Here is a 14,264-nt window from a genome sequence, read left to right as displayed (position 1 = left end):
GCGATGCGGTTACGGCGAACGTGCCAGCACCAGCACGAGCCGCCGCCACGCGTCCGCATCGACGGCAGCGCGATCGACGACGAAGCGGAAGCGCGGCCGCTCGGGCACGGCGAAGTCCAGCGACACGAGTGGACCGAGGCGCGCGTGGCCGCGCAACGTGACCGGCACGACGTCGCTCGCGACGTCGACGAGCTGCCAGCCACTGCGATCGAAGGTCACGCGCGTCCAGCCTGGACGCAGCTGACGACGAATCGACACGACCGCGATCGACGTCGCGACGAGCATCGAAACCAGCTGGATCACGGGCGGCATGCCGCTCGCAGCGATCGCGACGACGGCGAGCACGGCGACCGCGCCCGCGCCGAGCGCGAGGCGTCGCGACGGCGCGAGCTCAAGCGCGATGGCGGGCGCGGATGTCATCGATGACGGCCGCTTCGCCGGCGTCGTCGGGCCTGCCGTGGCCGACGATCCAGTCCCACAGGTCCGGATCCTGGCGGTCGAGCAAGCGTGCGAACGCGGCGCGCGCAGCGTCGTCGGCAGTGGGATAGCGCTGGTCGAGCCAGCCGCCGAGCACCTGATCGAGCTCGCGCGTGCCGCGACGGCAGCGCCAGCGCAGGCGGGACAGCTCCGCGCTCACGCGAGCCAAGCCACGCCGAGGCGGATCCAGAACGCCCACAAAGCGAGCGTCGCGAGGAAATACGCGATGAAGCGGTGCATGACGCGGTTGTACGTGCAGTGCACGAGGCTGTGCACGGCACGCAGCGCGACGAACGCCCAGGCGAAGCCGAGCAGCCAGGCGTCGACGGCGTTCGTCACGAACGCGGCGAGCGCGCCGACGTGGAACAGCACCGGCAGCTCGAACAGGTTGCGGAAGTTGTCGGACGCGCGGCGGTCGTCGAGCAGCGCCGCGGCGTCGCTGGCCGTGGCGAGGCGCTGCGGGTCGATCCTCTTGCGGCCCATCTCGCCGAGGCGCTGCTTGTAGAGCACGCCCCAGACGAGCGCGGTCACGGCGACCATCGCGAGCAGCGGGACGAGGATGGCGTTCGCGGGCATGCCGTGCTTCCCTGCAGGTCGCGGCGGACGCCGCGGGACGACGCCGCGCTCAGGCGCGGCGTTCGATCATGAGCTTCTTGATCTCGGCGATCGCCTTGGCCGGGTTGAGGCCCTTCGGACAGGTGCGCGCGCAGTTCATGATGGTGTGGCAGCGGTAGAGCTTGAACGGATCCTCGAGGTCGTCGAGGCGCTCGCCGGTGTCCTCGTCGCGGCTGTCGACGATCCAGCGGTAGGCCTGCAGCAGGATCGCCGGGCCGAGGTAACGATCACCGTTCCACCAGTAGCTCGGGCAGCTCGTCGAGCAGCACGCGCACAGGATGCACTCGTAGAGACCGTCGAGGCGCGCGCGGTCTTCCTTGGACTGCAGGCGCTCCTTCGGCGGCGCCGGCGTCTGCGAACGCAGCCACGGCTTGATCGACGCGTACTGCGCGTAGAAGTGCGTGAGGTCGGGCACGAGGTCCTTGACCACCGACATGTGCGGCAGCGGGTAGACCGGGACATCGCCCTTGCCGCTGCCGCAGTCCTCGATGGCCTTCGTGCACGCGAGCGTGTTGGTGCCGTCGATGTTCATCGCGCACGAACCGCAGATGCCTTCGCGGCACGAGCGGCGGAACGTCAGCGTCGGGTCGATCTCGTTCTTGATCTTGATCAGCGCGTCGAGAACCATCGGACCGCACGTGGCGAGGTCGACGTCGTAGGTGTCGACGCGCGGGTTCGCGCCGTCGTCCGGGTTCCAGCGGTAGACCCGGAACTGGCGCACCTGCTTCGCGCCGGGCTTGGCCGCGAAGTGCTTGCCCTTCTGGATCTTCGAATTTTTCGGGAGGCTGAACTCTGCCACGCTCGTTTCTCGCTCTGTTCGCTACGCCGTGAGGCGATGGCTCGATACGGGGAACACTGCTCAGTAGACGCGCGCCTTGGGCGGCACGGGCTGCACGTCGTCGGTCAGCGTGGTCATGTGCACGGGGCGGAAGTCGAACGCGGGCTTGCCCTTGTCGTCGACCGTCACGAGCGTGTGCTTGTGCCAGTTCACGTCGTCGCGGTCCGGGTAGTCCTCGTGCGCGTGCGCGCCGCGGCTCTCCTTGCGCTGCTCGGCCGAGGTGATCGTCGCCACCGCGTTGTAGAGCAGGTTCTGCAGTTCGTAGGTCTCGATGAGATCGGAGTTCCAGACCAGCGAGCGGTCGCTGACCTTGACGTCCTCGAAGCTCGAGAAGATGCCGGCCATCTTGTCGCAGCCTTCCTGCAGCGTCTTCGACGTGCGGAACACCGCGGCGTCGTTCTGCATCGTGCGCTGCATGTTGAGGCGGATCTCGGCGGTCGGCGACGAGCCGTTGGCGTTGCGCAGGCGGTCGAGGTTCTCGAGCGCCTTGTCGCAGGCCGAGGCCGGCAGGATCTTGTGCGGCGCGCCCGGGCGGATCGTCTTCTCGCAGCGGTTGGCGACCGCGCGGCCGAACACGACGAGGTCGAGCAGCGAGTTCGAGCCGAGGCGGTTGGCGCCGTGAACCGACACGCAGGCGGCTTCGCCGATCGCGTACAGGCCCGGCACGACGCGGTCGGGATCGTCGCCGACCTTCTGCACGACTTCGCCGTGGTAGTTGGTCGGGATGCCGCCCATGTTGTAGTGCACGGTCGGCAGCACCGGGATCGGCTGCCGCGCGACGTCGACGCCCGCGAAGATGCGCGCGCTCTCGGCGATGCCGGGCAGCTTCTCGTGGATGACCTCGGGGCCGAGGTGGGTCAGGTCGAGCAGGATGTGGTCCTTGTGCTCGCCGACGCCACGGCCTTCGCGGATCTCGATCGTCATCGAACGGCTGACGACGTCGCGCGAGGCGAGATCCTTGTAGTGCGGTGCGTAGCGCTCCATGAAGCGCTCGCCCGACGAATTGCGCAGGATGCCGCCTTCGCCGCGCACGCCCTCGGTGATGAGGCAGCCCGCGCCGTAGATGCCGGTCGGGTGGAACTGCACGAATTCCATGTCCTGCAGCGCGAGGCCCGAGCGCAGCACGAGGCCGCCGCCGTCGCCGGTGCAGGTGTGCGCGGAGGTCGCGCTGAAGTAGGCGCGGCCGTAGCCGCCCGTCGCGAGCACGACGCCGTGCGCGCGGAACAGGTGCAGCGTGCCTTCGGCCATGTCGAGCGCGAGCACGCCGCGGCAGACGCCCTCGTCGTCCCAGATCAGGTCGAGCGCGAAGTACTCGATCATGAAGCGCGCTTCGTGCGCGAGCGACTGCTGGTAGAGCGTGTGCAGCATCGCGTGGCCGGTACGGTCGGCCGCGGCGCAGGTGCGCTGAGCGGGCGGACCCTCGCCGTACTTCGTGGTCATGCCGCCGAACGGGCGCTGGTAGATCTTGCCGTCGTCGGTACGCGAGAACGGCACGCCGTAGTGCTCGAGCTCGATGATCGCGGCCGGCGCTTCCTTGCACATGTACTCGATCGCGTCCTGGTCGCCGAGCCAGTCGGAACCCTTGATCGTGTCGTAGAAGTGGTAGCGCCAGTCGTCCTCGCCCATGTTGCCGAGCGCGGCCGAGATGCCACCCTGCGCCGCCACGGTGTGCGAGCGGGTCGGGAACACCTTGGTGAGGCAGACCGTCTTGAGGCCCTTCGAGGCGAGGCCGAACGTCGCGCGCAGGCCGGCGCCGCCGGCACCGACCACGACCATGTCGTACTGGTGTTCCTGGATCTTGTAGGCGTTGGACATCGATCAGGTTCCCAGGGCGATGCGGACGACGGCGAACACGCTCGCCAGGGCCGCGAGGACGCAGGCGAAGCGCACGGCGAGCTGCGAGGCGATCGCGAGCCACGGCGTGTGCACGTAGTCCTCGATGACGACCTGCAGGCCGAGCTGCGCGTGCCAGAACATCGCGAGCAGGAAGGCGACCAGCAGCACCGCGTTGGCGGGGTGCGCGACGGCCGCGCGCGCGGTCGCGTAGTCGGCGCCGGCCAGCGTCACGACGAGGCCGACGACGTAGATGGCAAGGAACAGCAGCGCGACGGCGGTGATGCGCTGGACGATGAAGTGGTGCACGCCGTCCTTCGCGGAGCCGAGGCCGCGGGCGTTCTTGATCGGGGTGCGGAAGCGGTCGAAGCGGCTCATGCGAAGACTCCGCGCGCGATGACCACGCCCCAGACGAGGCCGGTGATGACGAGGCTGCCGATCACCGTGATCCAGCCGTTGCGTACGAACTGGGCGATCGAGTAGCCGAGCCCGGCGTCCTGCAGCAAGTGGCGGATGCCGTTGATCCAGTGGTAGGCCAGGGCCCAGGTCCAGCCGAACAGGACGAGCAGGCCGAACCACGAGCCGGCGAGGCCGGTCACGCAGGCCCAGGCCTCGGGGCCGGAGGCGAGGCAGGCCAGGGCGGCGGCGATGAGCACGCTGCCGACGGCCAGGATGATGCCGGTGCCACGATGCAGGATCGAGGTGACCATCTGGATCTGCCAGCGGTACACCTGCAGGTGCGGTGACAAGGGTCGGACGGGTTGGGACATGGGGCTGGCCTTGTGCTCGCGCCGTGGCTGGCGTCCTGGTGGTGGGCCTTGGGAATCCGCAGAGCCGATCAGAAATCGATGCAGCGGCCGTTCTTTTCCCAGTCGCCGTAGCGGACCGGGTCGGGGCCATCCCTGCCGCCGATCTCTCCAGGTCGCTCCGGCGCGCGCGCCTCCCCGCCCTGTTCCTTTTCGGGAACCGGAGCTTCGGGTGGCGACTCGATGACGGGATTCGACTTGGACATGAGGCTCGAAAGCGCCGGAAATTTTAACGCCCGGGGCACGGACTGACAACCCGTGCTGCGGTGCACGATGATGGGTTGACGGCTCCATTACGATGCTGACGATGATCGATACCTTTTCTCCCCCCGCCCATCTGGGCCCCGCGACGCTCGTTGGCCTCGAAGGCCGCGACGCGGTCGCGTTCGCGCACGCGCAGTTCACGAGCGATGTCGCGGCGCTCACCCCGGGGGCCTGGCAATGGAGCGCCTGGCTCGATGCGCAGGGCCGCGCGCGCGCCGTGTTCGCGCTGATGCAGCTCGCCCCGGAGCGGCTCGTCGCGTGGCTGCCGCGCGGCGACGGGGCGGCGTTCGCCGCCGAACTGCGCCGGTTCGTGTTCCGCTCGAAGGTCACGATCGCGCCGATCGAGGACTTCGCCCTGCTCGATGACGGAGCGGCTCGCGTGCCGGCCGGCATCGTCGCCGCGGAACAGGATGGCTGGGCGATCGCACTGCCCGGTCGGGGCGGCCGCACCGCCCTGCTCGCCCGCGCGACCACGCCGGCGCGCGAGGATGTCGACGCCGCCGCGAGCTGGGCGCTCGCCGATGTGCAGGCGGGCCTGCCCTGGATCGACGGGACCACCGCCGGAACCCTCGTCGCGGCCGCGCTCGATCTCGCCCGCCTCGGCGCCGTGAGCTACGACAAGGGCTGCTACCCGGGACAGGAGATCGTCGCGCGCCTGCATTTCCGCGGCGGCAACAAGCGCCATCCGTTCCTCCTCGTGATCGACGGCGCCCCGCCCGCCCCCGGCACGACGATCATCGACGCCGGGATCACCGGCACGCATGGTGTCGTCCTGCACGCCGCCGCGAGCGGGACCGGCAGCGAGGCGCTCGCGGTGCTGCCCGACGCGCTCGCGGATGCCACGGGGCTGCGCGTCGAGGCCACCGGCGCCGTCGCGCAACGGCGTGCGTTTGCCGCACCGAACCTCGCCTTGCCCTGAGCTTTGTGCTATCAGCGGCCGCACAGGGGAGACACCGCCATGCCCACGACCGCCATGCCATCGCTGCCGCTCCGCGCGGCGGCGCTCGCCCTCGCGGGGCTCTTCGCCGCCGCAGGCAACAGCCACGCCGCCGAGTACCGCTTCACCGCCGAGCCGATCTATCCGCCCGAGACGGCGCGCGAGATGTACGCGCCGCTCATGACCTACCTGAACAAGGTGACCGGCGACACCTGGACGCTCGTGACGCCGCCGAACTACTCGGCGTACTGGCGCTCGCTGCTCGACGAGAACGTTACCGACTTCGCGTTCGAGGAAGCGCATTTCGCCGACTACCGCATCACGCGCGCGAAGTACGTGCCGCTCGTGCGCGTCGCCGGCAACACGAGTTACACGCTCGTCGCCGATCCGCAGCTCGAGGGCGCAGGTCTCGACGGACTGCTGTCCAAGACCGTCGTGACGATGCCCGCCCCGAGCCTCGGTTATGCCCTGCTCGCAGGCTTCTACCCGGATCCGGTGCGCTCGCCTACGATCGCCTCGAGTGCGAACTCGTGGCGTGACGCCGTGCAGATCGTGTTCGGCGGCGAAGCGAGCGCGGCGATCATTCCGAGCTGGCTCAAGGACACGTATCCGAACCTCGTGACGATCCGTACGTCGCGCGAATTCGCCGCAGCCGGCGTGCTCGCCGCGCCCGGCGTGCCCGAAGAGGCACGGCAGAAATTGCGCACGGCACTGCTCGAACTCGGCAGCCAGCCCGAGCTCGCCGAACTGCTGCTCGAACTCGGCATCAGCCGTTTCGTCGGCGCCGCCGCGGCCGACTACACGGGAAGCTCCGAGGTGCTGTCGGGCTTCTACGGGTACAAGCGCGAAGGCACGCGCTGAGCACGCGCATCCGTCACGCACGGTGCGTGGCGGATACACCGATCGACGATCCGCCGCTGCGTGAGCGCGGCGCGGGATCCCCTCCGCGCGCAATGCATCGGGATCCGCGAACGGGATGATGGCGTGCGCCGCGCGTGCGCATCACGCCTCCGCAAGCGTGACCTGGCACCACCCGCCGCGATGGCGCGATCGCACCATCGAAACCGCCTCGACGCCTCCATGCCGATCGCGCCCGCACGTCACGCGCAAGGGGCATCCGCAGGCGAAGCCGCCATCCCCATGGATGAGTACGTCGTACGAACATTTCAATTACGGACGTCCATACGTCCATACATCCATACGCTCAATCCATGACATGAATTGCACATGCAACGATCCATGGTGCAGCGCATCCATACGCTGAACGCGACGTTCAGGAACCATGCGTCAAGGGGATGACAAGCGTGCTCCGGTTCGCGTACGCTCCGCCGGCCTCGAGACCGCTGCGCAGCCGTGCGCGCGTCGCGAGGTGTCCCGAAACGGCTTTTTAACAACGCCGAAGGGACGACGCATCAGCTTCCAGCGACCGCCGCGACAGGCAGACGCACGGAATGCAGGACACCTCGGCAGCGCGTGCGCGCCGGTGGCCACGATGCGGAATGGAAGTTGGCGGACCCCGCCTTCCATGCCCACCACCGATGATTTTCATGCCACGGGCCCCGGCCCGCGGCGAGGAACGCGTGGATCGCCATCAATGGCCCGCGCGCGTGTCAGAGGAGAAACGGTTCGATGAAACTAGCGTGGTTGTTGTGGCTCGCCTCCGTGGCGCCACACGATGTCGCCGAGCGCACCTGCCTCGCCGCGACGATCTACCTCGAGGCGAGGAGCGAGACCGAACGCGGCCAGGCCGCAGTGGCCGAAGTGGCGATGCGCCGCAGGGAAAGCGGCAAGTGGGGCGACGACGTGTGCAGCGTGGTCAGCGCACCCGGACAGTTCGCGGTCTCGACGACGAACAAGAACTACATGCTGCGCAACCCGCAGGCCTGGGAAAAGGCCTGGCGCGTGGCGGACCACACGATGAAGATGTGGGACCTGCCCACGGCGCAACGCACGTTCGTGGTGCCCGATGCGGACCATTTCGTCGCCGAGGAGAAGGCCTCGCCGAGCTGGAGCAAGGGCAAGGCGCAGGCCGTCGCGACGATCGGTGCGCACAGCTTCTACCGCGTGAACTGAGATCGCGCGGCATCGTCCGCGGCGATCCACCGACGAGACACCGAAGCCGGCGAAAGCCGGCTTTTTCATGCCTGCAACGAACGTCGCGAGCTCCCTCGGGACGATGCAGTCACATCGGCTCGGAGCGGACGCCGCGCCGCGCGCCGCCAGGCATTCGACGTGATGGAGCGCGTCGACGATGGCGCCCGCTCGTGCTCGCGACGGGATGCAGACGGACCGGGATGCGTTCGCAGCAACGCCGCGATTCACCCGCATGCGCAACACCGCCGATGACCGGAACGTTCGCGCATGACACCGCCATCCCGCTGCATGCCCTCGCCATGGCCATGCAGCGCAGCCGTGCGCTCGTCGTGGAGCGCACAGCGGCAGCGACGATCACGCATGCGCATCATGCAAAAAGAAACTTCGCGCGTGTGCACGACGATGCACGGTAACGCGACACACCCCGCGAGACATCAGCCAGAGTCGATGCGCGCGTAGAAAAGCCGGCAGGTTGGCCCTGCCGGCTTCATTCGGTCACACGCACGGAACGTATGCGTCAGTACGGCGTCACGTAGCCGCGATCGACCATGACGCGATCGCCGCGACGCAGGCCGTAGTCGTCGGACTGCTCATAGGAGCGCGTGCGGCCGTCGTAGTCCATGCGCACGTAGACGCGGTAGTAATAGTTGCTGCGGCGGTTCTTCTTCTGCACGTTGTGGCCGATCACGCCACCGGCGACCGCGCCCGCGACCGTGGCGGCCTTGCGGCCGTCGCCGCTGCCGACGCTGTTGCCGAGCGCGCCGCCTGCGATCGCGCCGATCACGGCGCCTGCGCCGACGTTGCTGTCGCGACGACCGATCGACTCGATGCGCACGACGCGGCCGCAGCTGTCGCAGCCGTAACGGTCACGCGAACCGCGTGCCTCGACATCCTTGATGGGCGCGAGGCCGGCGACCGTCGCGGTGAGAAGACCTGCGAAAACGATGCGGGTGAACATGATGGAGTCCTCTCTGTGATGATGGATCAGCGGATCAGGTAGACGCGTTCGCCACGGATCGCGACGCGGTCGCCGCGGCGAAGCCCCTCGCTCGAATCCTGTGTCACTTCGGCCCAGCGGCCGTCGTCCATGTCGATCGTTATGAGCCAGGCGTCCTCGCGATAGCCACGCGTGCCGTTGCGCTCGACCGCATTGCCGGCGAATCCGCCGGCCACCGCGCCTGCGACGGTCGCGGCACGACGACCGTCGCCCCTGCCGACCGTGTTGCCGAGCACACCACCGATGATCGCGCCGAGCACGGCGCCACCGCCGCTGGTCTGGCCCGGCTGGCGCAGTGTCACGCGCTCGACGCTCGCGATCTGACCGCAGTTGGAACAGACACGACGGTCGTAACGCACGCCGCGATCGTAGCGGTCGTAGCCGCGATCGTCGTAACCGTAGTGCGGGGACGTGGCACAGCCTCCGAGCACGAGCGCGCCAAGGAGTGCGGGAGCGATGAGGGACTTGCGCATGGCGGATACCTCCGGACGAGACCGGGTCGCAGCCCGGACGTGGCGGCAGCATCGCGTCGCGGCGATGAATCTGAACGGAACTGCCGGAGACAGCCCTCAGGGCGTTCATCTCGCGTATCCCCACGCGTGGCGCTGGGACCGTTCCCGGGCTTCGGTTAGCATCGCGCGCATTCGATCCGGCCTGCTGTCGCGATGCCCGACCCTTCCCTGCTGCTCGACGAATTGCGCGACATGGATGCCGCCGCCGCGGCACGCCGGCTCGACGCGCTGCCCGATGGCGAGATCGCCGACGTCCTGTCCGCGCTCGGGCCTGGCCGCGCGCCGGCCGTGCTCGACCGCTTCGGCGCCGAGCGCCGCGCGCGCATCGCCTCGGCCGCCGACGACAGCGAGCACTGGATCGCCAATCGCAACTGGCCCGAGGATTCGGTCGGCCGGCTCATGGAGCCTGCACCCGAGGCGTTCACGGCCGGCGCGAAGGTCGCCGACGTGCTCGCCGCGCTGCGCCCGACCCTGACGCGCACGCTCGTCACCTACGTGTTCGTCGTCGATGACGCCGGCAGGCTCGTCGGCGTCGTCACGTTCCGCGAGATGGCGTTCGCCGAACCGGGACAGACGCTCGGCGAGATCATGGTCGCGCACCCGTTCATGCTGCGCCCCGACACCGACGTGATCGACGCGATGCGCGAAGTCGTGCGCCGCCACTATCCGGTCTATCCCGTCGCCGACGCCGAAGGCCGCCTGCTCGGCGTCGTGCGCGGCTCGGTGCTGTTCGAGGAGCAGGCCTACGAGATCAGCGCGCAAGCCGGCGCGATGGTCGGCGTCGAGAAGGAAGAGCGCATCAGCACGGCATGGACGCGCAGCCTGCGCTTCCGCCATCCGTGGCTGCAGCTCAACCTGCTCGCGACGTTCATCACCGCGGCCGTGGTCGGCGTGTTCCAGGACACGATCAACCAGGTCGTGCTGCTCGCCGTGTTTCTCCCGGTGCTCTCGGACCAGTGCAACAACACCGGCTGTCAGGCGCTCGCGGTCACGCTGCGCGGCATGACGTTCGGCGAGCTCAAGCCCGGGCGCGGGTTCTTCCTCGCGCTCAAGGAAGCGTGGCTCGGCCTCGTCAACGGTTCGATCACGGGCCTCGTCGGCGCGCTCGCGATGTACCTGCTCGCGCGCCACCAGGGCAACGGCGACGCGGCGACACTCGCGTTCATCACCTGGGCCGCGATGGCCGCGAGCTGCGCGATCGCGGGCCTCGTCGGCGCCGGTGTGCCGCAGATCCTGCGTCGCCTCGGCGCGGATCCGGCGACCGCGTCGAGCATCTTCCTTACCAAGGCCACTGACGTCGTGAGTCTCGCGATGTTCCTCGGCCTCGCCGCGTGGCTCGTGGTGCGCTGACGGAAGGAGTGCGGATGGCCCTCGCCTTCCCTCGCACGAGCCGATGACGATCGTGACCTCGACGGAACGCTTCGAACCCGGTGACGACGGACGCCCGCCTCACCCCAGGCTCGTCGACACCCATTCGCACTTCGACGTTTCCGCGTTCGACGACGACCGCGACGCCGCACTGGCGCGCGCCCGCGAGGCCGGCGTCACGCGCCAGATCGTGCCCGCGATCGCGGCGGCGGGCTGGCCTGCGCTGCGCGACCTCTGCGCGGCGCATGCCGGACTGTTCCCGGCCTACGGCCTGCACCCGCTGTTCCTCGCCGAGCATGCGGACCGGCACCTCGAAGACCTCGAGCGCTGGATCGCCGACGAGAAACCCGTCGCGGTCGGCGAATGCGGACTCGACTTCCACGTCGAAGGCCTCGATGCCGACGTGCAGCGCCGCCTGCTCGACCGCCAGCTGCGCATCGCGCGCGACGCCGGCCTGCCGGTGATCCTGCACGCACGGCGCGCGTTCGACGAGATCGGCCTCGCGATCCGCCGCGTGGGCAGCCTGTCGGGCGTGGTGCACAGCTTCTCGGGCAGCACCGAACAGGCGAAGCGCCTGTGCGACCTCGGCTTCTGCCTCGGCATCGGCGGACCGGTGACCTACCCGCGCGCGACGCGCCTGCGCGGCATCGTCGCGACGTTGCCGATTGCGCACCTGCTGCTCGAGACCGACTCGCCCGACCAGCCGCTGTGCGGCCACCAGGGCGCGCGCAACGAGCCGGCACGGCTCGTCGAGGTGCTCGAGGTGATCGCGACGCTGCGCGACATGCCGGCCGCCGAACTCGCCGCGGCGACGACGCGCAACGCCGAGCGCGTGTTCGGGCTGCCGCGCGAGGCTTGAGCCGGTCAGGCCTTCGGCGGCGCCAGCAGGCGCTCGAGCGCGCGCGACACCGCCACGAACGCGAACGTCGCCGTGATGTGCGTGGCCGCACCGAGGCCGCCGCCGCAGTCGAGCTTGCCGGCGTCGCCCGCTTCGGGGCGCACGCCGCAGACGCTGCCGTCGGCCTGCGGGTAGCGCACGTTCTCGAGCGAGTAGATCGCCTGCACGCCGAAGTAGCGCTTCGGCCCGCGCGGGAAGTTGAACTCCTCGCGCAGCTTCTTGCGCACGAGCGCGAGCATCGCGTCGTGCTCGGTGCGCGAGAGGTCACGCGCGCGCACGAGCGTCGGATCGACGCGCCCTCCGGCCGAGCCGCAGGTGATCAGCGGCAGCTTGCGGCGCCGGCACCAGACGATCGTCTCGACCTTGACGCGGAACGCGTCGGCGCAGTCGATGACGAGGTCGTAGCCGCGGTCGAGGCGATCGGCCAGGTTGGCCGGGGTCAGGAACTCCGCGAGCGCATCGACCACGATCGCCGGGTTGATCGCGCGCGCACGCTCGGCCATGACCTCGACCTTGGCGCGCCCGTACTGGCCCGCGAGCGCATGCAACTGACGGTTCGTGTTGCTGACGCAGACGTCGTCGGCATCGAGCAGCGTGAGCCGGCCGACGCCGCTGCGCGCGAGCGCCTCGACGACCCACGAGCCGACGCCGCCGACACCGACGATGCACACGTGCGCGGCGGCGAGCCGCGCGACGCTGCCCGTGCCGTAGAGACGGTCGATGCCGGCGAAGCGTTCGTCGAAAAGGGCAGCTGACATGGTGCGGCGGTCGTGCAGGGGCGCGGGGCGCGCGAGCCTAGCACCGCAGGCCACGCCGCGCGATCCGCCGCTGCCGTTACCATGGTCGGCCTCCCGGACGCGAAGCCATCGCCATGCGTTACCTCGTCTGCCTCGTCATCGGCCTCATGGCCGGCGCGCTGCTCGCCTCGACCGCCGCGGCGATCCTCGGCAAGCGCGATCCCTACCCGCGCGCGCTCATGTCGGTCATGCAGCACGAGCTCAAGCTCGCGCGCGACGCGACGGCGAACCGCTGCGAAGGCATCGCGAAACCGCTCGACCTGCTCGCCACGCTGACGGATGACATCGAGGTCGCGATGCCGCACGGCGAGGAAGTCGACCGCGTGTTCCGCCAGTACGTCGGCGACCTGCGCTCGACGCTGGCCACGGCGCGCGCCGCTTCGGGCGACTGCGCGCGCCAGACCCAGGCGCTGACCGACGTCGGCAACGCCTGCAGCGCCTGCCACCGCGATTACCGCTGAGCTTCGACCTCGGCCGCGACCGGTTCCGGCACGCGCTCGGCGAGCACCTTGTCGATGCGGTTGCCGTCCATGTCGACGACCTCGAAGCGCCAGCCTTCCCACTCGAGGCGGTCGGTCGTGTGCGGCATGCGGCCGAGCAGCAGCATGAAGAGGCCGTTGAGCGTGTGGTAGCGACCGTGCACGCCCTCGGGGAGATGGCGCAGGTCGAGGCGGTCCTTGAACTCCTGCAGCGGGATCAGGCCGTCGAGCAGCCACGAGCCGTCTTCACGCTGGATCGCCCACGCGTCCTCGGGCGCCGACGGCGTGAACTCGCCCGTGATCGCCTCGAGCAGGTCGTGCTGGGTCACGATGCCCTGCACGTTGGCGTACTCGTCGACGACGAAGATCACCTCGACGCCCGAGCGGCGGAACTCCTGCAGCAGCTCCATGCCGGTCAGGCTCTCGGGGATGAACACGGCCGGACGCATGTGCGCCTCGATGTCGAGCGGCTCGCCGCGCAACGAGCGCGACAGCAGGTGGCGTGCACTGACGATGCCGACGACGAGGTGCAGGCCGCCGCGCACCACCGGCAGGCGGTTGTGCTCGCCGCGCTCGAGGATCGCGCGGTTGACCTCCTCGGGCGCATCGAGGTCGAGGTAGACCACGTCCATGCGCGGGACCATGAGCGAGACGATCTGGCGGTCGTCGAGACGGAACACGTTGCGCACGATCGCGTGCTCGTCGTGTTCGATCACGCCGGCCTCCGAGCCCTCGCGCAGCATCGCGTGGATGTCCTCCTCGGTCACCACGGACGAGGCGTCCTGGCGGATGCCGAGGATGCGCAGCAAGGTCTTGGTCGATACCGACAGCAGCATCACGAACGGCTTGGCGACGATCGCGAGCACCGACATCGGCATCGCGACCGTGCGCGCGACCGTCTCGGGATAGGTCTGGCCGAAACGTTTCGGCACGAGCTCGCCGACGACGATCGAGAAATAGGTGATGGTGGCGACGACGATGGTCGTCGCGATCCACCCGGCGGAACCGGGCTGCACGCCGTAGCCGGTCAGGATGGCGCGCAACGGCTCGGCCAGCGCGGCTTCGCCGGCGATGCCGCTCAGGATGCCGATCGAGGTGATGCCGATCTGCACGGTCGACAGGAAACGGGTCGGATCCTCGCCGAGTGCGAGTGCCGATGCCGCACCCCGATCACCGTTGTCGGCCAGCGCCTGCAGGCGCGAGCGACGCGAGGTGACGAGCGCGATTTCGGACATCGAGAAGATCCCGTTGAACAGGATCAGGGCGGCGAGCAAGGCGATTTCCAAGGGGGTTCCTTCTGGCGCGGCAGTGACATGCCGCGGCGCCCGAGCCGCGTGGAAGGGGGCACC

19 protein-coding genes are annotated in these 14,264 nt (G+C 69.4%); 7 read left to right on the top strand and 12 right to left on the bottom strand.

Translation table 11 applies throughout. The annotated features are described in order from the left end of the window. Window positions 1-9 precede the first annotated feature (9 nt). The 8 genes from ACQQ2N_RS10770 to ACQQ2N_RS10735 form a co-directional block, all read right to left on the bottom strand. Window positions 10-420, bottom strand: coding sequence for a hypothetical protein (locus ACQQ2N_RS10770; RefSeq protein ID WP_440221586.1), 411 nt, complete (start codon window positions 418-420; stop codon window positions 10-12). Further along, entirely contained in the window at window positions 392-637 is a 246-nt protein-coding gene (locus ACQQ2N_RS10765) for a succinate dehydrogenase assembly factor 2 (RefSeq protein WP_440221585.1), read from the bottom strand. Before ACQQ2N_RS10765 ends, ACQQ2N_RS10770 begins: the two co-directional genes overlap by 29 nt. Beyond that, window positions 634-1,053 carry an MAPEG family protein gene (locus tag ACQQ2N_RS10760; RefSeq protein WP_440221584.1) on the bottom strand — a complete coding sequence of 140 codons (420 nt, stop codon included), beginning with the start codon at window positions 1,051-1,053 and terminating at the stop codon, window positions 634-636. Before ACQQ2N_RS10760 ends, ACQQ2N_RS10765 begins: the two co-directional genes overlap by 4 nt. A gap of 49 nt (window positions 1,054-1,102) precedes the next feature. After that, window positions 1,103-1,891, bottom strand: a complete 789-nt coding sequence (locus ACQQ2N_RS10755) for a succinate dehydrogenase iron-sulfur subunit (protein ID WP_440221583.1) — start codon at window positions 1,889-1,891, stop codon at window positions 1,103-1,105. A gap of 60 nt (window positions 1,892-1,951) precedes the next feature. After that, entirely contained in the window at window positions 1,952-3,745 is a 1,794-nt protein-coding gene (gene sdhA / locus ACQQ2N_RS10750; RefSeq protein WP_440221582.1) for a succinate dehydrogenase flavoprotein subunit, read from the bottom strand. A gap of 3 nt (window positions 3,746-3,748) precedes the next feature. Beyond that, window positions 3,749-4,141, bottom strand: a complete 393-nt coding sequence (sdhD, locus tag ACQQ2N_RS10745) for a succinate dehydrogenase, hydrophobic membrane anchor protein (RefSeq protein WP_440221581.1) — start codon at window positions 4,139-4,141, stop codon at window positions 3,749-3,751. Next, window positions 4,138-4,533 (bottom strand): succinate dehydrogenase, cytochrome b556 subunit, encoded by a 396-nt coding sequence (gene sdhC, locus ACQQ2N_RS10740; RefSeq protein WP_440221580.1) that lies wholly within the window; start codon window positions 4,531-4,533, stop codon window positions 4,138-4,140. Before sdhC ends, sdhD begins: the two co-directional genes overlap by 4 nt. Window positions 4,534-4,601: 68 nt before the next feature. After that, window positions 4,602-4,775, bottom strand: a complete 174-nt coding sequence (locus ACQQ2N_RS10735; protein WP_440221579.1) for a DUF1674 domain-containing protein — start codon at window positions 4,773-4,775, stop codon at window positions 4,602-4,604. Window positions 4,776-4,876: 101 nt separating this feature from the next. Here ACQQ2N_RS10735 and ygfZ point away from each other — a divergent pair, with 101 nt between their 5' ends. The 4 genes from ygfZ (at window position 4,877) to ACQQ2N_RS10715 (ending at window position 8,277) form a co-directional block, all read left to right on the top strand. Beyond that, complete coding sequence (gene ygfZ / locus ACQQ2N_RS10730; protein ID WP_440221578.1) at window positions 4,877-5,752, top strand: CAF17-like 4Fe-4S cluster assembly/insertion protein YgfZ; 876 nt, start codon at window positions 4,877-4,879, stop codon at window positions 5,750-5,752. A 39-nt stretch (window positions 5,753-5,791) separates the two neighbouring features. Next, window positions 5,792-6,631 (top strand): phosphate/phosphite/phosphonate ABC transporter substrate-binding protein, encoded by an 840-nt coding sequence (locus ACQQ2N_RS10725; RefSeq protein ID WP_440221577.1) that lies wholly within the window; start codon window positions 5,792-5,794, stop codon window positions 6,629-6,631. An 801-nt stretch (window positions 6,632-7,432) separates the two neighbouring features. Beyond that, complete coding sequence (locus ACQQ2N_RS10720; protein ID WP_440221576.1) at window positions 7,433-7,843, top strand: cell wall hydrolase; 411 nt, start codon at window positions 7,433-7,435, stop codon at window positions 7,841-7,843. A gap of 269 nt (window positions 7,844-8,112) precedes the next feature. Further along, on the top strand, window positions 8,113-8,277 hold the full coding sequence (locus ACQQ2N_RS10715; RefSeq protein ID WP_440221575.1) for a hypothetical protein: 165 nt from the start codon (window positions 8,113-8,115) through the stop codon (window positions 8,275-8,277). 104 nt (window positions 8,278-8,381) lie between these two features. Here the strand turns inward: ACQQ2N_RS10715 and ACQQ2N_RS10710 are convergent, their stop codons facing one another. Beyond that, window positions 8,382-8,822 carry a glycine zipper 2TM domain-containing protein gene (locus ACQQ2N_RS10710; RefSeq protein ID WP_440221574.1) on the bottom strand — a complete coding sequence of 147 codons (441 nt, stop codon included), beginning with the start codon at window positions 8,820-8,822 and terminating at the stop codon, window positions 8,382-8,384. 26 nt (window positions 8,823-8,848) lie between these two features. Beyond that, window positions 8,849-9,334 (bottom strand): glycine zipper 2TM domain-containing protein, encoded by a 486-nt coding sequence (locus ACQQ2N_RS10705; protein ID WP_440221573.1) that lies wholly within the window; start codon window positions 9,332-9,334, stop codon window positions 8,849-8,851. A gap of 192 nt (window positions 9,335-9,526) precedes the next feature. Between ACQQ2N_RS10705 and ACQQ2N_RS10700 the strand changes: the two genes are divergently transcribed. Together ACQQ2N_RS10700 and ACQQ2N_RS10695 are read left to right on the top strand one after the other, a co-directional pair. Continuing rightward, a complete protein-coding gene (locus tag ACQQ2N_RS10700) occupies window positions 9,527-10,723 on the top strand; it encodes a magnesium transporter (RefSeq protein WP_440221572.1) in 1,197 nt (398 codons plus the stop codon). A 52-nt stretch (window positions 10,724-10,775) separates the two neighbouring features. Then, window positions 10,776-11,600, top strand: coding sequence for a TatD family hydrolase (locus ACQQ2N_RS10695; protein WP_440221571.1), 825 nt, complete (start codon window positions 10,776-10,778; stop codon window positions 11,598-11,600). A gap of 5 nt (window positions 11,601-11,605) precedes the next feature. Here the strand turns inward: ACQQ2N_RS10695 and tcdA are convergent, their stop codons facing one another. After that, entirely contained in the window at window positions 11,606-12,397 is a 792-nt protein-coding gene (gene tcdA, locus ACQQ2N_RS10690; RefSeq protein ID WP_440221570.1) for a tRNA cyclic N6-threonylcarbamoyladenosine(37) synthase TcdA, read from the bottom strand. A 113-nt stretch (window positions 12,398-12,510) separates the two neighbouring features. Here tcdA and ACQQ2N_RS10685 point away from each other — a divergent pair, with 113 nt between their 5' ends. Beyond that, window positions 12,511-12,897: a hypothetical protein gene (locus ACQQ2N_RS10685; RefSeq protein ID WP_440221569.1), complete on the top strand. Its 387-nt coding sequence runs from the start codon at window positions 12,511-12,513 to the stop codon at window positions 12,895-12,897. On the opposite strand, the gene ACQQ2N_RS10680 is transcribed toward ACQQ2N_RS10685, so the two are convergent. Further along, window positions 12,888-14,201 (bottom strand): hemolysin family protein, encoded by a 1,314-nt coding sequence (locus ACQQ2N_RS10680; RefSeq protein WP_440221568.1) that lies wholly within the window; start codon window positions 14,199-14,201, stop codon window positions 12,888-12,890. The two genes, ACQQ2N_RS10685 and ACQQ2N_RS10680, sit on opposite strands and share 10 nt — an antisense overlap. Window positions 14,202-14,264 lie beyond the last annotated feature (63 nt).

It is taken from the genome of Dokdonella aquatica (genome assembly GCF_051987395.1).
Taxonomy (GTDB): Bacteria; Pseudomonadota; Gammaproteobacteria; order Xanthomonadales; family Rhodanobacteraceae; genus Dokdonella.
This window is presented reverse-complemented; position numbering and strand designations above follow the sequence as displayed.